This is a genomic window from Nitrososphaera sp. (genome assembly GCF_037447015.1).
Taxonomy (GTDB): domain Archaea; phylum Thermoproteota; class Nitrososphaeria; order Nitrososphaerales; family Nitrososphaeraceae; genus Nitrososphaera.
Genome location: NZ_JBBIHK010000033.1, coordinates 1 through 20,232 on the forward strand (window position 1 = coordinate 1; position 20,232 = coordinate 20,232).

25 protein-coding genes and 1 pseudogene are annotated in these 20,232 nt (G+C 57.9%); 17 read left to right on the forward strand and 9 right to left on the reverse strand.

Annotated features, from left to right (window positions below; all coding sequences use genetic code 11):
• The 5 genes and pseudogenes from WKI84_RS10280 to WKI84_RS10300 form a co-directional block, all read left to right on the forward strand.
• Positions 1–273 (forward strand): annotated as a pseudogene (locus tag WKI84_RS10280) (signal recognition particle protein Srp19); the annotation flags it as partial.
• Entirely contained in the window at positions 266–1,489 is a 1,224-nt protein-coding gene (locus WKI84_RS10285) for a tRNA pseudouridine(54/55) synthase Pus10 (RefSeq protein WP_337863462.1), read from the forward strand. The pseudogene WKI84_RS10280 and the gene WKI84_RS10285, both read left to right, overlap by 8 nt.
• A 42-nt stretch (positions 1,490–1,531) precedes the next feature.
• A complete protein-coding gene (locus tag WKI84_RS10290) occupies positions 1,532–2,233 on the forward strand; it encodes a DNA-processing protein DprA (protein WP_337863463.1) in 702 nt (233 codons plus the stop codon).
• Between the two features lie 96 nt (positions 2,234–2,329).
• Positions 2,330–2,890: a hypothetical protein gene (locus WKI84_RS10295; protein WP_337863464.1), complete on the forward strand. Its 561-nt coding sequence runs from the start codon at positions 2,330–2,332 to the stop codon at positions 2,888–2,890.
• Between the two features lie 167 nt (positions 2,891–3,057).
• On the forward strand, positions 3,058–3,201 hold the full coding sequence (locus tag WKI84_RS10300) for a YHS domain-containing protein (protein ID WP_337863465.1): 144 nt from the start codon (positions 3,058–3,060) through the stop codon (positions 3,199–3,201).
• 55 nt (positions 3,202–3,256) lie between these two features.
• Here WKI84_RS10300 and WKI84_RS10305 read toward each other — a convergent pair whose 3' ends face one another.
• From WKI84_RS10305 to WKI84_RS10315, 3 genes are all read right to left on the reverse strand, one after another.
• Positions 3,257–3,547: a four-helix bundle copper-binding protein gene (locus WKI84_RS10305; protein WP_337863466.1), complete on the reverse strand. Its 291-nt coding sequence runs from the start codon at positions 3,545–3,547 to the stop codon at positions 3,257–3,259.
• 195 nt (positions 3,548–3,742) lie between these two features.
• Positions 3,743–3,997 carry a hypothetical protein gene (locus tag WKI84_RS10310; RefSeq protein ID WP_337863467.1) on the reverse strand — a complete coding sequence of 85 codons (255 nt, stop codon included), beginning with the start codon at positions 3,995–3,997 and terminating at the stop codon, positions 3,743–3,745.
• A gap of 41 nt (positions 3,998–4,038) precedes the next feature.
• Positions 4,039–4,614, reverse strand: coding sequence for a winged helix-turn-helix transcriptional regulator (locus tag WKI84_RS10315; RefSeq protein WP_337863468.1), 576 nt, complete (start codon positions 4,612–4,614; stop codon positions 4,039–4,041).
• A gap of 139 nt (positions 4,615–4,753) precedes the next feature.
• Between WKI84_RS10315 and WKI84_RS10320 the strand changes: the two genes are divergently transcribed.
• The 5 genes from WKI84_RS10320 (at position 4,754) to WKI84_RS10340 (ending at position 7,454) form a co-directional block, all read left to right on the forward strand.
• Positions 4,754–4,894 (forward strand): hypothetical protein, encoded by a 141-nt coding sequence (locus tag WKI84_RS10320; protein ID WP_337863469.1) that lies wholly within the window; start codon positions 4,754–4,756, stop codon positions 4,892–4,894.
• 129 nt (positions 4,895–5,023) lie between these two features.
• Entirely contained in the window at positions 5,024–5,482 is a 459-nt protein-coding gene (locus WKI84_RS10325; RefSeq protein WP_337863470.1) for a universal stress protein, read from the forward strand.
• Between the two features lie 209 nt (positions 5,483–5,691).
• A complete protein-coding gene (locus WKI84_RS10330; protein WP_337863471.1) occupies positions 5,692–5,847 on the forward strand; it encodes a hypothetical protein in 156 nt (51 codons plus the stop codon).
• Between the two features lie 255 nt (positions 5,848–6,102).
• Positions 6,103–6,699, forward strand: a complete 597-nt coding sequence (locus tag WKI84_RS10335; protein WP_337863472.1) for a hypothetical protein — start codon at positions 6,103–6,105, stop codon at positions 6,697–6,699.
• 221 nt (positions 6,700–6,920) lie between these two features.
• Entirely contained in the window at positions 6,921–7,454 is a 534-nt protein-coding gene (locus WKI84_RS10340) for an SRPBCC family protein (RefSeq protein ID WP_337863473.1), read from the forward strand.
• A gap of 131 nt (positions 7,455–7,585) precedes the next feature.
• Here the strand turns inward: WKI84_RS10340 and WKI84_RS10345 are convergent, their stop codons facing one another.
• A complete protein-coding gene (locus tag WKI84_RS10345; RefSeq protein WP_337863474.1) occupies positions 7,586–7,891 on the reverse strand; it encodes a hypothetical protein in 306 nt (101 codons plus the stop codon).
• A 226-nt stretch (positions 7,892–8,117) separates the two neighbouring features.
• Here WKI84_RS10345 and WKI84_RS10350 point away from each other — a divergent pair, with 226 nt between their 5' ends.
• Positions 8,118–8,867, forward strand: a complete 750-nt coding sequence (locus WKI84_RS10350; RefSeq protein WP_337863475.1) for a hypothetical protein — start codon at positions 8,118–8,120, stop codon at positions 8,865–8,867.
• Positions 8,854–10,662 (forward strand): nucleotidyltransferase domain-containing protein, encoded by a 1,809-nt coding sequence (locus WKI84_RS10355; protein WP_337863476.1) that lies wholly within the window; start codon positions 8,854–8,856, stop codon positions 10,660–10,662. Before WKI84_RS10350 ends, WKI84_RS10355 begins: the two co-directional genes overlap by 14 nt.
• Positions 10,663–10,699: 37 nt before the next feature.
• Here WKI84_RS10355 and WKI84_RS10360 read toward each other — a convergent pair whose 3' ends face one another.
• Positions 10,700–10,924, reverse strand: a complete 225-nt coding sequence (locus tag WKI84_RS10360) for a 30S ribosomal protein S27ae (RefSeq protein WP_337863477.1) — start codon at positions 10,922–10,924, stop codon at positions 10,700–10,702.
• Positions 10,925–10,927: 3 nt separating this feature from the next.
• The gene (locus tag WKI84_RS10365) at positions 10,928–11,317 is read right to left on the reverse strand and encodes a hypothetical protein (RefSeq protein WP_337863478.1); all 390 of its coding nucleotides are present in this window, start codon (positions 11,315–11,317) and stop codon (positions 10,928–10,930) included.
• A gap of 95 nt (positions 11,318–11,412) precedes the next feature.
• Between WKI84_RS10365 and WKI84_RS10370 the strand changes: the two genes are divergently transcribed.
• Both WKI84_RS10370 and WKI84_RS10375 read left to right on the forward strand, forming a co-directional pair.
• Positions 11,413–11,865 (forward strand): hypothetical protein, encoded by a 453-nt coding sequence (locus tag WKI84_RS10370; protein WP_337863479.1) that lies wholly within the window; start codon positions 11,413–11,415, stop codon positions 11,863–11,865.
• Between the two features lie 5 nt (positions 11,866–11,870).
• Positions 11,871–13,328, forward strand: a complete 1,458-nt coding sequence (locus WKI84_RS10375; protein ID WP_337863480.1) for a menaquinone biosynthesis decarboxylase — start codon at positions 11,871–11,873, stop codon at positions 13,326–13,328.
• Here the strand turns inward: WKI84_RS10375 and mqnC are convergent.
• Entirely contained in the window at positions 13,325–14,455 is a 1,131-nt protein-coding gene (mqnC, locus tag WKI84_RS10380; RefSeq protein WP_337863481.1) for a cyclic dehypoxanthinyl futalosine synthase, read from the reverse strand. The two genes, WKI84_RS10375 and mqnC, sit on opposite strands and share 4 nt — an antisense overlap.
• Before the next feature lie 66 nt (positions 14,456–14,521).
• Entirely contained in the window at positions 14,522–14,980 is a 459-nt protein-coding gene (locus WKI84_RS10385; protein WP_337863482.1) for a universal stress protein, read from the reverse strand.
• Between the two features lie 257 nt (positions 14,981–15,237).
• Here WKI84_RS10385 and WKI84_RS10390 point away from each other — a divergent pair, with 257 nt between their 5' ends.
• A complete protein-coding gene (locus tag WKI84_RS10390) occupies positions 15,238–16,380 on the forward strand; it encodes a radical SAM protein (protein ID WP_337863483.1) in 1,143 nt (380 codons plus the stop codon).
• Between the two features lie 100 nt (positions 16,381–16,480).
• The gene (locus WKI84_RS10395) at positions 16,481–17,776 is read left to right on the forward strand and encodes a cation:proton antiporter (protein ID WP_337863486.1); all 1,296 of its coding nucleotides are present in this window, start codon (positions 16,481–16,483) and stop codon (positions 17,774–17,776) included.
• Between the two features lie 16 nt (positions 17,777–17,792).
• On the opposite strand, the gene WKI84_RS10400 is transcribed toward WKI84_RS10395, so the two are convergent.
• Complete coding sequence (locus WKI84_RS10400; RefSeq protein WP_337863484.1) at positions 17,793–18,638, reverse strand: MqnA/MqnD/SBP family protein; 846 nt, start codon at positions 18,636–18,638, stop codon at positions 17,793–17,795.
• 123 nt (positions 18,639–18,761) lie between these two features.
• Between WKI84_RS10400 and WKI84_RS10405 the strand changes: the two genes are divergently transcribed.
• The coding region (locus tag WKI84_RS10405) for a GTP-binding protein (protein WP_337863485.1) at positions 18,762–20,232 on the forward strand (1,471 nt) is incomplete at its 3' end.

Here is a 20,232-nt window from a genome sequence, read left to right on the forward strand (position 1 = left end):
GGGCTCTCCGGGATGGTCAAGGAGGACCAGCTGGACGCCATGCAGGCGCGCATGGAAAAGTGGCGCTTTATTATCCAGTCGATGACCCGGGAAGAAAAGAAGGATCCGGACATCATCAACGAGGCGCGGCGCAAGCGCATAGCCCGGGGCTCGGGCATGCCAGAGGGCGAGGTCAAGCACATGATCCAGCAGTACAACAACTCCAAGACGATGATGAAGCAGTCCAAGGGCCGCCAGATGCAGGGCCTCATGAGGAGGTTCGGCATTGGTTGAGGGGCGACCGATACCGGCAGCAAAAAGAAACCGTCGTGCTGCCGCACTGCTGCTGAAAGAGTATTCGCTGTGCAGGCGCTGCCTTGCCCGACAGGGTGCCACAACCGCTACCGCTACCACTACAACCGCTACTGGCAGCAAGAACAAGTCCCTTCCCGACGGCGACACCAGCAGCTGCTACATCTGCCGCGGGCTGATGGGGAGGCTGGACGAGCTTGCCAAAAAGGCTTTTGCCGCCACAAAGGGTTACCAGTACGACACTTTTCTCGTAGGCGCTACCCTTGCGACCCAGTTTTACGAGAGGGAAGACGCGCTGCGCGCCCGGCTGAAAATCCGGGGCCGTGAGAGCATCAAGGGTCAGCTGACAAGGGAGCTCGGCGCCCGGCTTGCAAAAATCACGGGCAAAAAGGCCGACTATGTCCGGCCCGATGTTTCTGTAAACGTGACCATCGACAGGGAAGGCGCCACCACCACCGCCGACGTGTCCGTGCGCGCAAGGCCGCTTGTGATAGAGGGGCGCTACACGAAAAAATCGAGGGGCCTGCCGCAAAAGCAGGACAGGTGCCCGATGTGCCTCGGCAAGGGCGGGGCGGGATGCAACCTCTGCGAGGGCACTGGCCTTTCGGGTTTTGACAGCATCGAAGGGCTGATTGCAAGGCAGCTGGTGAAGTCGACAGGCGGCCAGGCCCCCAAATTTTCCTGGGTGGGGAGCGAGGACAGGGAGAGCCTTGTGCTCGGGAAGGGCAGGCCGTTCTATGCCAAAATATCTGACCCAAAGGTGCGCCGGCCAAACAAGCCCCTGCGGCTTGGCGACGAGGCGGCAAAGAGCGGAGCGGTGCAGGCAAGGATAATAAAAATACTGGACGACCTGCCCGACGTGCCGCCGCGCTTTGCCACCAAGACGCAAATAGCAGTCAGGTGCGCAAGGCCCGTCACCACCGGCGATTTGAAAAAACTGAAAAGGTCGCTTGCGGCAGGTGCACAGGTCAAGTTCCAAAGCAGGGACAAGCTGGCGACAAAGAGGATCATCAGGCCTGCACAGGTAAAGAAGACGGGCGAAAACGAGTTTTTGCTGACGCTGTACGCGGACGGCGGCCTGCCTATAAAGCAGTTTGTCGGCGGAGAAGAGTACATGGAGCCAAACGTGTCTGGCATTCTGGAAGCCAGGTGCGAGTGCGCCACGTTTGACGTGCTGACGGTAGACCTCCTTCAGTGAAAGTATTAAAGCCACAATATGCAAGGAAAAAGCATTAGAGAGATGCCTGACGGCGGAGCGTCCTTTTCAACCCTTACAACGGGAGAGCTCCTAGGACGCCCTCTAAATGATGTTGAAGAGAAGTATGCTCCAAAGGCCCTTTACATAAATGGCAGGATGCAGATTCCATTGCCACGGCCGAGGGTATCGATGGTAGGTTCAAGAAAGGCTTCGCCAGAAGGAGTCGACGCCGCCGAGAAGATCGCAAAAACCCTTGCTGGAAGAGATGTCGTCATCGTAAGCGGCCTTGCAGAAGGCATTGACACATCGGCTCACGAGGCTGCAATCGCTGCTGGAGGCCGTACCATTGCAGTACTTGGAACTCCGCTGAACAAGGTTTATCCTCAAAAGAATTTTGAGCTACAGCAAGAGATCATGCGCGACCATCTAGTTATTTCTCAGTACCCGTTGGGCCATCCAACCACGCCCAAAGATTTCGTACTCCGCAACCGGACCATGGCCTTGATCTCGGATGCTACGATCATAGTCGAGGCAGGCGATAGTAGCGGTTCGTTGCACCAAGGGTGGGAGGCACTCCGGCTTGGACGGTCGCTATTCATCTGGCAATCTATCTTGGATAATCCCAAACTAACATGGCCTGCAAAGATGCTAGAGTACGGTGCGGTGGAACTTTCAGATCCTGAAGACGTTCTCGATGTCTTGCCGCCATCGTCTCCCCTTAGAATGCTTGATGTGTTTTCATAAGTAATGCCCCTAAGTATTTCTTCTATCGAGTCTGGATCCTTCTTATCATATACGCCGCGGGGCACTACAAAAACCGGTCTGCAATCGAAGAACTGGATGAGGGCGCTCAAAGGCGACGAGCCCATTTCAAACCCTCCTGTTCTGACATCGGATTTCCTTGCGCGTGAAATTTACAAGAGAATCACGACGCTACCTTTTGCCCATTACTTTCAGGTCAAGCCGATACTGGTTCCAACTCCGAACAGTTCGCTGACCAAGCCGGGAACTTTGTGGGTTCCTCAGCGTCTTGCACGTGCACTAGTCAGAAAGGATCTTGGAAAAGCCGTCGAGGAATGTCTGGTGCGGACAAAGCCTTTGAAAAAGGCCGCAACCAGTCTTGCCGCTGACCGACCTACAGCCATCCGGCATTACGAATCCATGGATGTGCAGAAAGTGTTGTCCGATCCAACCGAGATTCTATTGGTGGATGATGTAGTGACAAGGGGAGCAACGCTTCTTGGGGCAGCAAACAGGCTGGCAGAAGCATTTCCAAATGCCCGCATACGTGCCTTTGCAATGATGCGGACGATAAGTAATCCTGCCGAGTTCACAGGTGTTGTCGATCCGCAAATAGGCACAATTAAACTCGCTGGCGGCCAAACTTCGCGGAGGCCTTGATAAATGACACTGTCAGGAAGACACGAGAGAGAGGGTACTGAAGTGACAATAATCCTACGATTATTGGACAGTACTGGCGGTAGACGTGAAAAGAGGTTTCCTGCGCCTTCACAAGCTTTACAATTGTAAAGGTCGCCCTTTATCTAGCATTGCTACGAAGGTGTGCCATGTTCAAAGACCCTGTATGCAACATGATGGTGGACGAAAAGGACGCCAAGTTCGTGTCGGTGGCAAAGGGCAGAAAGGTGTACCTCTGTTCTGCCGCCTGCAAGCAAGAGTTCGAGGCAAACCCCGGCCAGTACGGTTACTAGGGAGCCGGCTGAAAAAAGGAAAGGCTGCCTGTAGTAGTAGCAGCAGCCGGCGTGTCTAGCCTGCCATGGCCCTGCATTCCTGCGCGCATTTTCTGCACGCCTGAGCGCACTTTTTGCAGTGGTCGACATCGTGCCTCTCGCATTCGTCGGCACACGCGTCGCACATGTCGGCGCACAGCTCGCAAAACTGCTTTGCAAACCGGCTGTCCATGGACATCAGCGACGCCGACGTCCAGCACACCGCGGCGCATTCCCTGTTCATCTGTGCACACGAGGCCATGTTCTGCACGTTCTTCTCCCTCAGGTCAGAGGTCGCGCAGAACTCGCACGCCTCCGCGCAGCGCATGCACGCATCTATGCATGATTGCCATTTGGAATTCTGTAACGTTGCTGTACTTGCCATGCATGGTTATCTTGGTCGCAGTTTTAATGACTCACTCTGCCGGCTTCCGGCACGGTTCGCTAAACGCGGACGCGCACGACGACAACGATGATGGTAATGGTCATGGTGTGGTGCCCGATGCTCTGCGCTTCTATTTCTTTACTTCCTGATGAGCGTCAGAAATATCATGGATAACATGCCAAACTCTGCCGCGATAGAGGCCAGCTGGAGCTGCTGCTCAAGCGCAGGGTACAGGCTGTCCAGGTGCAGGAGCCCGACCTTGAGCACGAACAGGCCAAAGGCGGCAGACAGGGGCAGGAGCCTCCTGAGCCTGTGCCTCCTGTATGCCAAAAGAGATATGCCAAGCAGTGCAATGGCCATGCCGGCGCTTGCGAGGCTCTGAGGACTTCCCACCAGAACCCGTGGTGGCTGGACGCAAAGAAGACGTCAAGATGCTAGAAAGCGCCATCTGGTTTTCCATCACCATCACCATCACCATCACCACCATCATCATACCTGTCAAAAGCCCTGAGCATGTCTGCCATCCTGTCTGCGTACCTGCTCCACACATGCGGCCTGTACGCCTGGAGCAGGCTGGCAAGCTCCGGGATGGTGGTGTTGGCGTAATACTTGACGACTGCCCCCTCCTTCAGGCTCCTCACCAGCCCGAGCGACTCGAGCCTCAGCAGGTACCACCTGGCAGTCGGCGAGGAGCAGCGTATCTCCCTTGCAACGTCCGTCTGGCAGGCCCCCGGCCTCCTTGACAGGAACAGGAGTATCTCCCGCGGGGACTCTTGGGAGATGATGCTGAGTATGTTCTTCTTTTTCTCGTCAATGTCTGAAGGGTAAAAGTGCTTGTACGAGCCTATGCGCACGACGGTTATCCTGCCCTCCCGCTCAAGCGCCTCTACAATGTACTGCAGGTTGCCCGTGCCTATCCCAAGCGAGCGCAGTATCTCCCTGAAATAGGAGCCGGGGCGCGCGGCGATGTAGCCGTACACGCTGTCCTTGGTGCCCTTGTGATGGTGCAAGCGTATTGTGACGTACGAATGTGCGCCACCGCTGGTTATATTGCTTAGCCGCGGCTTTTAGCGAACCGTACCACAAGAGCTACTGGCAGGCATCACGGCTGCGTGCGACCTTTGCTGGCAGTGCAGCGCCGGGGAGTTTGTGGGCGGCCGCGACGACGGCGAATCGGAGCTTTCAAAGAAGTCGCCCCTGACCGTCACCCTGCTGTCAAAAGAAAATATTGTCTACGACGCCAGAAAATTCTGGCTCTTGAGGAGGCATTCCGGCGGCATACACTGCTAGCCAGCGGAAAAGCGCCGGACTGCCGCCGGTACACTTCGCTAAAAGCCAGGCGCACTGCATTGCACAGGATTCTTTTTGAATAAATACGCCGCCCTGCCTATTGAGAAGGTAAGAGGGCGTGCTGATGGAATGGAGATAAGGAAAATCCTCGTGCCGCACGACGGCGGCCAGATGTCTGACAAGGCGCTCATGTACGCGGCCGGGCTGGCAAAGGCGCTCGACGCCGAGCTAGTGCTTCTCTACGTGGCCGAAGAGGTGCAGGTGCCGCCTGCATTTATCCTTGGTAAAGATAAAGCCGCAGTCGACCAGGCCCGCGGCATAATGGGCAGAGAGCTTGAAAAGTGGTGGAGCAGCTTTGCACAGGCAAAGACGGAGCTTTTCTCGCCGGAAAAGATCAGGGTGTCTGCTGAGCTGAGGTCGGGCGACCCGGCAGGGCAGATCCTGCAGGTTGCAAGCAAAAAAGGCGTCGACCTCATCGTCGTGGGTAGCAGGAGGCTTGAAGGCGCGTCAAAGGTTATCATGGCGCTTGGCAGCGTCGCCCGGAAGGTGTCTGAAAGGGCGCACTGCCCTGTCATGATCGTCCGCTAGAAGATGAAGCGCGGCAGGCGCGGCAGTAGTAGTGGCAGCAGCGGATGGCTGCAAAACCGCATCATCCCCTCCTCCTCTTTATCGCCCCGTAAGCCCCGACGTAGAATGTCCGCCCGCCTATGAACTGTATCGGGGCGACTATGAGGAAGAGCAGCAGAGCCCCCCACCACAGGCGAGGTACGGATGTCTGGTATGGGGCCCCGGTCGCCGTGACTGCGCCAAATGCAAGGTCCGGGTACACCGCCGCGCGCAGTATCGCCAGCCCTAGGGCGCCTGACGCGGCAACGTACATCCGCTTTTTGAGCCTTGACAGCTCCTTTTCCGGGCTGGCAAAGGCGTTCAGGCAGTTGGTGCTGCAAAAGTAGAACTTTATCCCCCCCCCAAAATGTCTGCCGACGGAGCCGGCTTTCCGTCCACCCTACCATCCTGCACAGGGGGATCCTTTGTCATGTTAATAAGATCAACACAGCCGGCGTATATCTCCGGCCGGTTCCCACCCCACCCTACACGCCACCCACTGCACTGCAATGCACTGCACTGGTACAGTTCGCTAAAGGGAGAGCGCACTGTACTGCACAAGAATCACATAGCGTATAAACTAAAACCGCGCTCTGCAAATCATGGCAAGCCAGTATGTTTGGATAGCAATCGCGGCCGGGGTCTTTGTCGCAGGCATAGCCATAGGCTACGCAGTCTTTGCAAGCACTTTTCAGCCCAACTTTGCGACGATGAGCCAGAACCAGATGATGGGAATGATGAGGCAGAACCCGCAGATGGCGGGGCAGTGGACGCAGTCAATGATGGCCGACCAGGCAGGGAGGCAGCAGATGATGGCGTCGATGATGCAGAACCGGCAGTTCATGCAGGAAATGATGGCAGACCCGCAATTCCGCAGCCAGATGATTCAAAACATGAAAGACAACCAGCAGTTCATGCAGCAGATGATGTCCGGCATGATGGCAGATCCGCAGGTGGCCGGCCAGATGATGAGCGCGATGATGCAGAATCAAGAGTTCATGCAGAGCATGATGGACAACCCCGAGCTCCGAAGGCAGATGGTGCAAAACATGCGCGAGAACCACGACTTGCTGCAGCAGATGCTCATGGACATGATGGACGACCCGGAGATCAGGCAGCAGATGATAGGCCACATGCTTGAGAACCAGGAGTTCATGCAGGAGCTGCGGCAGGCGACTGAGGGGGCAGGCGGCCAGTGATCCATGTAGACTGGCGGCCGTCACCTTTTTCCTGCTCGTCGCCGCAGGCTCTGCAGCCGGCGCGCTCGTCTGCATCAGGCACATGCTGACGCACAAGAAAGAGGAGATAGAGCAGCCGGGAGACGGGGAGCGCAGGTCACAACATCATTGAGTGTTCAACCGGATTGTCGATCCATCTCTCCCTCTCTGCCGCTGCAACATGTGAGAAAGGGGAGTAGAAAATGCCAAAGGAGCAGTACGTAATAGAAATTGACGCCCCCGCAGAAAAGGTGTTTGCCCACATGGACAGGATAGAAAACGTGGGCTGGCACATGAGCGGCAGAGGAGAAAGAGGAGAAGGAGGAATAGGCGCCATGCCGCTGATGGGAGGCAGGCTGGAGCTCCGGATCATCGACGGCCGGCGCGGCGCCGGGGCGACGTACAGGTGGAGCGGAAAGGTGATGGGCATGGAAATAGACATTTCAGAGACGGTGAGCAGGTGGGTCGAGAACAGGGAAAAGGTGTGGCACACGATAGGCAGGCCCAGGATGATAGTCATGTCCGGCTATGTCATGCGCCTGTTCGTCTCGCCCATCGGGGGCGGCCGGACAAAGGTGTTGTTCGAGATAGAATACACGCTCCCATCGACTCCCTGGGGGAGGGTGGCGGGCTGGCTCCTGGCGCCCAGGTACGCGCGGTGGTGCCTGAGGAGGGCGTGCGAGGACGCAAAAGCGGCGCTGGAAAAAGGCAAAAAAAGCGACAGCAACACGGCGTGAAAAATTCTTCTCCCTCGCCCCACCACCGCCACCTCCCACCTTCCACCCCCCTCCTCCTCTCGCGGCTAGTCGGTGAATTTGATCGGCCTGATGATGCCTGTCTGCCGGCGCCAGGCGCCGCCGGCGGCCGGTTACCCCGGCCCGCTGTCCTTCAGCAGGTAGCCGCGCAGCCTCGCCATTATTATCCCGGCTGCCTGCTTGCCTGCCAGCTCTTTGACCGCCTGCTCGATCTCGGCGATGCCAGAACAGGGCGCCGACAAAGAGATGCCCCTCTTTTCAAGCCCTGCCAGCAGCGCCCATCTTATGTCCGGGCCAAACATCTCCAAAGCCGCGTCCATGGCCCCTCGCAGCCGGCTGCATTCGTCCGCGCCCGGCGACCCGCCGCCGCAGCGGCGGTTCTTCTTCCCGTCTGTCCTGGCAGACAAAGTCCCTGCCATGTGTAAGAATGTTCTGTACAACTATTAGAATAATTCCTTCAAGCATTCAATTTTCCCTTTATCTGGGCATGTCCGCGCGTGAGCCGCAAAAGAGCAGGCGACCTATATGTATGCGCACACACGCGGCATCTACAATTACGCTTGTATTTGTAGAAGCCTGGAAACGCACCCGCATGCCTCCCTGCGGCCGATGGCGCCAGTAACGTTTTTGTCTGGCGCGCGCACTGTGACCGGAGTAAGAAAAAAGATGAGCTTTGACCCGCTCTACAAGGTGCACGAGGCCGCAAGCGCAGGCAAGATCCCGCCCAAGATCTACCTGGAGATAGTCGAGCGGTTCGAACTCGTCAAGGAAGGGGTAAAGAGGGTCGAAGACGCGTCGGGCCTGAAATACCCCTACTATTACGTCGAGCCAAGCATGATAGTCTCGACCTCGGCCGCCGAGTTTTCGCAGTTTGGCATCTTTTTTGCGCGCACCATCCCGGTGGTGAGCGGCGAGGACAGCCTGCTTCGCGTGGTCGTGCAGCTGACCGCGCCGCTGGTGGCGTTTGGGCTGAAAGGCACTGTGCACGCCATCCTTGCCCACGAGTTCATGCACTACCTGGAGCTTGTGAGCCGTATAGCCAAGATGCGCATAGTCTCTGACGAGCTTTCCGGCACGCTCTTTGAAGGCAAGTATGCCGACTCGGGCCGGCTTTTGGAGGAGCGGGCCGTCTTCAAGTCCGACCCAACGCTCATCAGGCACATCACGACGCGCTTTCCGGAGGGCTTTCGCGACATGAAGCTGGAGGACAAGGCCATCAAGATGTGGATGGACAAGGGGCTCCCGACCACGCGCGTGCCCATCGACGCAAACGTGATCAAGATACCGATAGAGGCCATGGCGCGCCTGCAAGTCGACCAGGCGGTCAGGGACAAGCTGGCAGAATACGAAAGCGTCAAGCTGCGCAAGAGAAAAGGCGATCATGCCTATTATTAGCAGCGGCGTCCTGTCTGAAAAAGAACTGGCGGCGGTGGAAAGGTGCATGGAAAAGGCGGCGAGGGGCCGCCGGGTAGCCGCCGCGTGCCTGTACGGCTCCCGCGCAGCAGGCTATGCCCGGCCGGACAGCGACATCGACCTCCTGCTCGTTCTTGAAAACTACCGGTACCGCGTAAAATACGCCTATTACACAAAGGAGGGCGGCGGGGTGGCCGACATCTCGGTGCTGGTGGTGGACAGGCAGGCGCTGGAAAAGGACGCCGCCGGCGCGCGCCTTGGCGAGTTTGTGGCAGGCAGGCTCTTGCACGTCTACGAGCCGCTAATCAATGCAGAATTTTTGCAGCAGGTGGAGACTGCTTTCAAGCGGAGGGTGATAATCGAGGAGCTGCGCCACCTCGTGGACATGGCAGGCGTGCTTGCAACCGAGATCTCGTTCCCGCTCGAGTACGTGCTGTTCTCAAAGGTAAAAAGGCGCGCCGCCCTGTATCCAGCTGCCGCGTACAGCTATTACAGGACATACGCAAACCCTGACAACCTGCGCGCCGCCCTTGAAGGCTACGGGCGCGCCCTTGACAGCATCGCAGGCGAGGACCCGGGGCTGCTACTGGCTGTTGGCAGCAGCGGCGATGGCGGCAGCAGCGGCGATGGCGGCAGCAGCGGCGATGGCGGCAGCAGCGGCCGGCTATTGCAAATCTCTGAAAGCCGCATTGAAACGACCAGGGGGGCGCCTTCGCTCCGGCTGGCCAGAAAGCGGTTCTACGAGCTAAGCTCGTACTTTGTGCACTCGTACGCCGGCAGGAAAATGTTCCACCTCGCCATCGCAGAGGCCGAGTCCAAGATCCGCCGCCGCATGCAGCAGCAGGTGGAAATGCCGCCGTCCATTGCGTGCCCTGCCTGCGAGTACCTGCGCCTGCCCGAGGGCCTGCTCGTGGCAGACAGCCGGAGGCAGGACTGGCTTGCGATGGTGGCAGAGAAGAGCAGCGGCGGCGTTTCTCCTGCGCCAAGGGTCACAAAACGCCGGCTGGGCAACGCAAACAGCCGCACCATGCTCTACGTGCTTGAAAACGGCGCCAAGCTGGCAGTCAAGGACATGTCCAAGAGCAAGTCGGTCAAGTGGGCCGCGCTCTCTGTCTGGACGGCGCCGGTCAAAAAGTTCCGCGTCGACCCGCTCCTGCGGCTCGGCTACGAGTACCGGGCCCTCCGGCACCTGCGCCGCGAGCTGGGGCTGTCCACGCCTGCTGTAGAAGCGGTGGTGCTTGACAGGCGTGTCCTTGTCACGCGGTTTGTGGAAGGGCCAACGCTTGCAGCGGCTATCAAGGAAGTGGCAGCAGAAGCGACAGGCGATGGCACATCCGCTGCTTCTTCTGGTCATTTGCGCGCGGCAGGCGAGCAGATCGCCCGGGTGCACCAGGCAGGATGCGCGTTTGGAAACATCAAGCCCAAGAACGTGATCATTGCCGCCGAAAAACAGCAAGGAGAAGGGGGACGGCGGCAACAGCAGCAGCTCTATTTCACAGACCTTGACCAGTTCGTGTTCCAGGGCGGGGATCCTGCGTGGGACATCGCAGAGTTCCTCAGCTGGGGGCTCAAGGGGGTGACCAGAGCGCAGCCAGCCGGCAACGTCGTGCGGGAATTCCTGTCCGGCTATGTCGGCGGCGATAACAAGAGCAGCAGTAAAAAAGTGGTTGAAAAGCTTGCCGGCTCGCGGCGCTACGTCGAAACGTTCTATCCAGTGCTCGTTCCTGCCGTGGCGCAGGCAATGAAAAAAGAGATAAGAAGAAAAGCTCTGCTCTGACGAATAAAAGAGAAAGAAAGAGGAAAAGAAAAAAGATCTACTTTTTGCCCTTCTTTGCGGCCGCCGAATCCTTGCTGCGGGCAAACTCGGTATAGCCGCACTTGCCGCACGTAAAGCGGTCCTTGTGCTCGGCCATGAACACGCCCTTGCCGCATTTGATGCACTCGCGTTTGGTCCGCGTCACCTTGCTGCCGTCCTTTTCCACCTTGTAGAACTTGTATACCGCTACTTCGCCCTTGGCCGGCGCTTTTTTATCGGCCATTTTTTACTTCTTGCCTCCGCCGCTCTTGGCCTCTGCAGCTGCCGCCTGCTTGGCCTTCAGCCTCTCTGCCTTTTCCTCATCGAGGAGCTTTTTTCTGTCCGCCTTGGGCATCGTCCTGAGCATCCTGAAACGCGGGAGCTGCTTTTTGGCGGCTTCTTCGCTCTCGTATATGTAGAACGTGGCATGGATGTCTGTCATGCCCGTCTCGCAAAAGAGGTTAATCGGTATAACTGACTTTTTGTCCACGCCAAGCTGGCCTGCAAGCTGCTCGGCAGCCTCGGTCTTTTTCAGCTTGCCCGCGGCTCCCCTGAACAGCGCCTTTACCTCGCGCCTGCCCAGAAGCGAGTTCTTGCGGTCTTCAAGCATCACCAGTAGTTGTTCCTGCTGCGACAAACTGGCATATCGTCGCCTGTAACCCATTTAAGTATTTGCTTGCCTGCCCCTGCGCAGGAAAATCAAATATACCTCGCACCGTATCGAAAATGCAGTTGAAGACATCAACACCATCGTCATCATCATCAGCAGCACCGCCGTCATTTTTCCAGGAAGTTTGCGACAAGGTCGTGACGCTTGACAGGGCCATCCGGTTCGTCGGAATCGCCGACGCGGACGGCAAACTTGTGGCGGTGGCAGAGCGCAAGGGGCTCAAACCGCTCATGACGCCCGAAGAGCGCGCCCAGTACGCCATCACGGCTGCCACGCGCCAGTTCACACGCCTGCGCTGGGAGTACCTGCTGGGCAAGATAGGCTATGCTTCCTCGTATTACGCCAAGCTCATCCGTGCGACCATACCGATAGCAGACGAGAACAGCCGGCTCTATTACGTCATGCTGCTGTCGTTTGACGTGGAAGCAGGCGACAAGGTGCACGGCATCATCACCAAAAAGATACTGCCAATAGTGAACAAGAACGCCGCCAAGTTCCTGAGGGACGCCGCGTAGCAGAAATGCCGTTTGAGAGCCTGGGCGAGTTCATCTCTGCGCTTGAGGGCGCCGGCGAGCTCGTGCGAGTAAAGGCAAAGGTGAGCGCCGACCTTGAGGTGGCAGAGATAATGCGCCGGCTCATGTACAAAAAAGACCAGCCGGCCGTGCTCTTTGAAAACGTGGAGGGCTCGTCGTCCATGCAGGTCCTTGGCAACGCGTTTGGCTCCATGAAAAGACTGGAAATCGCGCTTGAGATGGACGACTTTACAGAGATCGGCAGGCGCATAACCGAGCTGACGAGGATGAAGATGCCGTCTGGCATGCTCAACAAGCTGAAGATGCTGCCCAAGCTGTCCGAGATAGGCGAGTACGGCCCCAAGTACGTGGAAAGCGGGCCCGTGACTGAGGTCGTCGAGGCTGCCGACAAGGCGTCGCTCAACTCGATGCCGGTGCTGAAGTCGTTTGCCGGCGACGCCGGCAGGTTCATCACCTTTGGCATGACCGTGACAAAACACCCGGAGACAGAGATCCGCAACCTGGGCGTGTACCGCATCCAGATAATCGACGACAGGCACGCAAGCATGCACTGGCAGACCCACAAGCGTGGCGCGCAGCACTTCAAGATGCTGAAGGAGCAGGGCAAAAAGATAGAGGTCGCAATCGTGATAGGCGCCGACCCAGCCACGGTCTTTTCCGCAGTGGCGCCCGTGCCGGAAGGCATGGACAAGTATCTTTTCTCTGGCATCACGCGCAAGAAAGGCGTGAAACTGGTCAAGTGCAGGACGGTCGACATCGACGTGCCCGCAAACGCCGAGATAGTGCTTGAAGGGTACGTCGACCCGGACGACGTGCGCATGGAAGGGCCGTTTGGCGACCACACGGGGTATTACACGCCTGCCGAGCCCTTTCCCACGTTCACGCTGACAGGCATCATGCGCCGGAGCAGGCCCGTCTACCTGGCGACGGTGGTGGGCAAGCCGATACTCGAGGACGCCTACATAGGCAAGGTCATCGAGCGCTCTTTCCTCCCGCTGATACAGATGTTCCACCCAGAGGTCGTCGACTTTTCCATGCCTGGCGCCGGCTGGTTCCAGGGCTTGGCGATCATCTCGATAAAAAAGACGTACCCCGGCCAGGCCAAGAAGGTGATGATGGGGCTGTGGGGCATGGGGCAGCTTGCGCTCACCAAGATGTTCATAATAGTCGACAGCGACATCAATGTGCACGACATGGACGACGTGATATGGGCCGTGACCACGCGCGCAGACGCGGCCCGCGACACGGTGATAATAGACAACGCGCCCACCGACACGCTCGACCCCGCCTCGCCCCTCGTAAACCTCGGCTCAAAGATGGGCATCGACGCGACTCAAAAGACAAGGGAGGAAGGATACGTGAGGGAGATACAGCAGCTTGCCGTCGTGGACGACGCGACAAAAGAGCTTGTGGACAAGCGATGGAAAGAGTATTTCCCTACCTAGCAGCGTTTGATTATCCTGTAGAAATTGTCGCGCTCGGCCGGCCTGTAGCCTGCCTGCCTGATGGCCGCAATGATCCTTTCTGAAGTGAGCTCGGTCGAGCGGGCGCCTGTAGCGCTCACCACCTCTTCGCCAATTAACGTACCGCCAAAGTCGTCGGCTCCGTGGTCAAGCGCCAGCTGCGCCATCCCTATGCCGTTTGTCAGCCACGACGACTGCAAATGGTCGATGAGGCCAAAGAGCATAATCCTGGAAATCGCGATCATTTTCAGGAGCTGGAGCCCGCCTGACGGGTATTTTATCAGCCCCTGCGCCTGCATCTCGGTGTTGTTGGGCTCAAAGCTCCACGGGATAAAGCATACAAAGCCGCCGGTCTTTTCCTGCAGCTGCATTATCTTCATGATGTGGCGGGCCCTGTCCTCTTCCGTCTCGACCGTGCCGTACATCATGGTCGCCACAGATTTCAGGCCGACGCCGTGCGCCTCCTCCATTATGCGCAGCCACTCGGCGCTCTTTATCTTCAGCGGGCTTATTTGCTCCTTGACGCTGTCCTCAAGTATCTCGGCGCCAGCGCCGGCAAAGGTGTCCATGCCTGCCGCCTTCAGCCTAGACAGCACCTCTTTTGTGCTGCTCCTCTCCACCTTGGCTATCATGTCAACCTCGGAAGGCGACAGGCCGTGTATGCCGACCTCTGGGCATTTCTCTTTTATCGCCCGAAAAGCGTCCTCATAGTATTCTATCTTTAGGTTCGGGTTGTGGCCCCCCTGGATCAGCACCTGCGTGATGCCAAACATCTCCCTCGAAGTGGCCACTCTCCTGACTATCTCCTCCTTTGGCACCGTGTACGACTCTTCATGCCCCGGCGGCCTGTAAAAGGCGCAGAACTTGCAGTACGTGACGCAAACGTTCGTGTAATTCAGGATGATGTTGTTGACAAAGGTGATGGTGTCGCCAAACAGCCGCCGGCGCAGTATGCTGGCGGCGAGCCCCATCGAGTAGGCGTCGTCGGATTTCACAAGCCGGATACAGTCGTCGAGGCCGAGCCTCTTGCCGGCGAGCGCGCCGTCCAGCACGTCGCCAATATCGGATTTCCTCATGAGCTCCTGTACCAGCCGGCTACTTTTCTGCAAATGCTACTACTGCCAGCTGTGGGCCTGAAATGCTATTTATTCTATTTGGGCTACCTCTACCTGCGGCTACCTTATCACGATGACCGGGCACGGCGCGTACGTGACAACGCCCTGGGCGACGCTCCCAAGCAGCATCCGCTTGAGAGAGCTCCTGCCGCGGGTGCCCATTACGATCAGGTCTATCTTTTTGCTTTCCGCATAGCCTACAATTGCCGGCGCTATCCCCTCCGCTCCGTCTAGGACCTCAGTCTTTAGTTCCACGCCTGCTTCTTCGGCCATTTTAGAGATTTCGCCGAGCCATTTTCTAGAGTCCTTTTTCTGCTCTTCTATTATCTCGCTGTAGCCTGCAGGGGTAAACGGGTGGATGCCTGTCGCCGGGAGGTGGAGGACATTGACAGCCGTGAGCCTGGCCCTGTCCCTGGCCGCCATTTCAACTGCCACCTGTGCCGCAGCCCTGGCAGACTCGGAGCCGTCTATGGCAACAAGAACATTGGAAAAGAGGCGGCCGCTGCTGTTCCTTCTCATAAATGCGAGCGCAGCACTTGCGATATAAGCCTATTTCAGCCGGATTCAAAGACGGTGCATATATCATAAAAAACATTCCCCAGCCGTGGACGAATGGCGCATATATGCACACGCTAGTGCAGCCTGACGGTATCTATCTCTCTATCTGCGCCTCTTCCTCCTCTACCTCCCTCCTCACCCGCTGCTGCCGCCCCGCTGCCTGTCATAATATCCCTTGACCGCCCGAAGCACGGTGTCAAGTTATATAATGGCGTGCGGTGGTAGTAACTCTGGTGCAGACCATAGGCGACGACAGCGTCGCACGCGCGGTAGGCGGGACGGCCGCGCTCGAAAAGGCGCTTGCAGGCAAGGAGGAGGAGCTTACATACGACGACGGCGTCCAGCTCATGAACGAGGAGAACCTCTTTCTGCTCGGCGCTGCGGCAGACAGGCTCAGGCGCAGGCTCTGCGGCAACACCGTCACTTTTGTGGCGTCGTACTATCTCAATTATACAAACGTCTGCGCCGCGTCATGCCCCCTGTGCGCGTTCTACAGGAAGGGCAACGAAAGCGACGCCTATACGTTATCTACGGATCAAATAGTGGCAAGAGCCAAAATCGCCATAGAGCAGCTCGGCGCAACCGAGCTCCACATAGTCGGCGGGTTCCACCCCAAGCTGGGCCTCGACTATTACGAGAAGATGATGAAGGCGCTCAAGGCGGCGTACCCAAAGGTCACGATAAAGGCGTTCACCCCAGCCGAGATCTTTTTCATCGCCCGCCTGACGAAAAACAGCGTCAAGGAGGTGCTGCTGAGGCTAAAGTCGGCCGGCCTCGACGCCCTGCCTGGCGGGGGCGCCGAGATCTTTCATCCAGACACGCGCAGGAAAATAGTGATAGGCAAGTGCTCCGGCGACGAGTGGCTCGACACGGCCCGCCAGGCTCACGAGCTGGGCCTGCGGAGCAACTGCACCATGCTCTTTGGGCACGTGGAAAAGCCCGAGCACGTGGTCGACCACGTGATCAAGATCCGCGAGCTCCACAAAAAGACCGGCGGTTTTACGACGTTTATCCCGCTGAAATTCAGCCTAGAAAACACCGAGCTTGAGCAAAAGGGCCTGATAACGGCCGAGAGCCCGTCGACCTACGACCTGCGCGTGATAGCTGTCTCTAGGCTGCTGCTCGGGAGCGTTCTGAAAAACGTCTCTGTATACTGGGTGGCGCTTGGCAAAAAGATAGCGCAGGTCGCGCTGTCGTACGGCGGAAACGACATGGTGGGCACCGCGTATTCTGAAGAGATATTCAAGGCGGCAGGCAAGACATCGGGGACTTCGCTGCAGGAGCTGGCGAGCATGGTCCGGGAGATAAAGCGCGAGCCGGCCCAGCGCGACACGTTCTTTAACATCATCCGCCGGTTCTAGAAAAAGAGAGAGATAAGTAAACTACGAAAAATTTCATCACGCCTAAATAGCCGACCGCCGGCTTTAACGTGGTTGTCGTTATTGTCGCTGCTTGGTTGCCATGCCGTCGCCGGCGTCCTGGAACCTGACCCGGGGAAAAGGAGGTAGGGCAGGCAGGTTGGCAGCGGAATCTGCTATACTCCACGTGCTTGTGACGATAGGCGTGCTCTTGTTTGCGGCCAAGCTCATGGCGCGCCTTGTCAACAAGATGAAGCAGTCAGCGGTGCTCGGCGAGATCGTCGCCGGCATAATCGTCGGGCCCTTTGCCCTTGGCGGCCTGCCGCTCATCAACGGTGAGCCGCTTGTGGTCATAGACGAGACGATACTGCACATAGGCGAGATAGCCGCCATCGTCATCCTGTTTGTGGCTGGCATGCAGACCACGCCGAGGGAGTTCAAAAAGCTGGGGGCCCCTTCGTTCACCATCGGCGCGCTCGGCGTCGTCGTGCCTTTCTTTGCCGGATATTTCGTGATGACAGCACTCGGGATAGAGACGCTGCCTGCGATAATTGTGGCCACCGCTCTTACTGCGACCAGCATCGCCATATCCGTCCAGGTGCTCAACGAGCTTGGCCGGCTCGGCTCAAGGGAGGGCCGCCTGATACTTGGAGCGGCAGTGGCAGACGACGTGCTTGGCATAGCCGTCCTGTCAGTCGTGCTCACGATGGTAAACACGGGCAACGTCAGCCCCAGCGTGCCGGACATCACCCTGCTGCTCCTGCAGATACTGGGCATATACGCGGCCATCCTTGTGGCGTCTGTCGTCCTTGTCCCGCGCCTCCTGAACTCGAGGCTGTGGCAGCCAAAGGGGAGCGCCGAGGTTGCGGCTACTGCGTCGTGCTTTGCGATATCCGGAGCGGCCGCCTTTGCAGGGCTGTCGCCCATCGTGGGCGCCTTTGCGGCAGGCATGGCAGTGACTGGCGCCAAGGCGATAGACAAGATACGCGAGTATGCAGACAAGCTGGACGTGCTGTTTGCGCCGCTGTTCTTTGCCATCGTGGGGGCGCGTGTGGACCTGCGCGGGGCCAACCTGGAGGTGATGGCCCTTGCGGGGGTAGTGATAGCGGTAGCAGTCGCCACAAAGCTGGCAGGCTGCGGGCTGCCCTCCATGATCTTTCTAAAAGACAGGGGCAAGGCGATGAAGGTCGGGATAGGCATGATATCCCGCGGCGAGGTCGGCCTGATAGTGGCCGCCGCTGGCGCGTCGGCCGGCGTGCTGTCCGGCAACCTATATACTACTGTGGTCATCATGGTGGCGGCAAGCACGGTGATAACGCCCGTGTGGCTAAAGGCCGCGTACAGGAAGGTGCCGCCTGAGGAGAAAGAGGAACAAGAAAAGGCCGCGGTGGAAAAATGAGCGAGTGCGCCGAGACTTAGACTACCCTGATGTTGACGCCGGCAGGAATCAGACGCTTTTCCTGCGCCATCTCAAACATTTTCTCGATTGCCTTCTTGCCCTGCGGCCCCATGTCGCGGGTGATCTCGTTCACGTACATTTTCACAAACCTCTTGATCGTTTCCCTCGGCTGGCCCCGTGCGTACTGCATCGAGTAGTCCACAGCCGCGTCGATGTTGTCAAGGCCGTACTCTATCGACTTTACAAAGAGGTCGCTGAACTCTTTTAATTGCAAAGGATCCATGGCGCGCGCGCTTGCCACGTTTATGCCCAGAGGGACTGGCAATCCGCCCGTCTCGGCGTCCCACCACTTGCCAAGGTCGAGCACAGCATCGAATTTCGACCTGTCGTAGGTTATCTGCGCCTCGTGGATGACAAGGCCGGCGTCAACATCATCGTCATTGCCGCCTCCAAGCACCGCCTGCGGGATCGCCTCAAACGACATCTCTTTTTCTACAAAATTGCCTACTGCCAGTTTTAAGAGCAGGTTTGCAGAGGTCATCCTGCCCGGTATCGCTATCCTTGCATTTTTCAACTCCTCCAAGGTCATCGCCCTTTCCTTTCTTGCAATGACGACTGGGCCGTAACCGAGCCCGAAACTCCCTCCACCGCGCAGAATCACATAGTCTTTCAGATAAGCAAAAGCGTGCGCCGACACGGCCGTCACGTCCAGCTCGTGCGCAAGCGCCCTCCTGTTCAAAGTCTCGATGTCCTGTATGACGTGCCTGATCGTGAAATTCTTTGATTTTATGGCGCCGCAGGCAAACCCGTAGAACATGAAAGCGTCGTCGGCGTCCGGCGTGTGGCCAAGCGTTATCTCCATATCCGCGTCCCCTGCAACAACAGCAGCAAGCCGGCCCGCCCCGCTATTAAATTGATGTGCGAGAAGATGCAAAAATACAGGCAACATTTATAGTCCCCGAAGAAAAATTTTCAAAACGAGTGTATGCCCAAGTTCAAGTCAACGCAGGAAATCCTGAAGATAATCGGTAACAAGGATCAGATACGCAATTTCGGCGTCATTGCCCACGTGGACCACGGCAAGACGACCATGTCAGACAGCCTCCTCGCCGCGTCCGGCATCATCGCCCCCTCGGTGGCAGGCCAGGCCCTGGCGCTCGACTCGATGAAGCTGGAGCAGAACCGCCAGATGACGATTCGGGGCGCCAACGTGACGCTTCTGTACGAAAGCGAGGGCAAGGATTACGTCATCAACATGATAGACACGCCCGGCCACATCGATTTTACCGGCAGGGTGACCCGGGCGCTTCGCGCAATCGACGGCGTGGTGGTCGTATCCGATTCGGTGGAGGGCATCATGACCCAGACAGAGACGGTCACCCGCCAGGCGCTTGAAGAGCGCGTCAGGCCCGTTCTCTATATAAACAAGATAGACCGCCTTGTCAAGGAGCTGAGGCTGGACGCGCCGGCCATGCAGAAATGGCTTTCAAACATCATCGCCGACTTTAACAGGCTCGTCGACCTGTACGCCGAGCCGGAATACAAGGAGAAGTGGAAGGTCAGCATCCAGAGCAATACGGTCGCGTTCGGGTCGGCAAAGGACAGGTGGGGGTTCAACTTCAAGATGGCCCAGAAAAAGGGCGTCAGCTTCAAGGACGTTTACGAGGCGTACACGGCAGAGGGCACCGAAAAAATAAAGGCGCTTGCAGAAAAGTCTCCGCTGCACGACGCCGTGCTTGGAATGGTGGTAGAGCACCACCCGCCGCCCCACGTAGCGCAAAAGTACAGGATACCCAAGATCTGGCCCGGCGACCTCAACTCTGAGATAGGGCAGGCCCTCCTGAACTGCGACGAGAAGGGCCCGGCGATGATGATGGTCACGACCATCAACGTCGACCCGCAGGCAGGAAGGGTGGCGACAGGCCGCCTTTACTCGGGAACGATAAAGGACGGCGACGAGGTATATCTCATCGACGCCAAGAGGCCGGGCAAGGTGCAGTCGGTCAACATCTACATGGGCAACACCCGCGAGGTGGTGAGCGTGCTTCCGGCAGGCAACATACCGGCGCTGCTCGGGCTGGATTATGCAGTGTCAGGCGAGTCGATATCGACCATCAAGAATGCGACGGCATTCGAGTCGATCAAGTACGTGTCAGAGCCTGTGGTCACAATCGCAGTGGAACCAAAGCACCCCAAGGACCTGCCCAAGCTGGTCGAGGGGTTGCGCAGGATCACGGTAGAGGACCCGAACCTGGTGGTCAAGATAAACGAGGAGAGCGGCGAGACCCTGATGGCTGGCATGGGCGTGCTCCACCTCGAGATTGCCACGTCACTGCTGCAGGAGATGGGCCTTGACATCGTCACCACGCAGCCGCTCATCAACTACCGCGAAACGATCAGGGCAAAGGCCGGCCCCATAATGAGCAAGTCGCCAAACAAGCACAACAAGATATTCA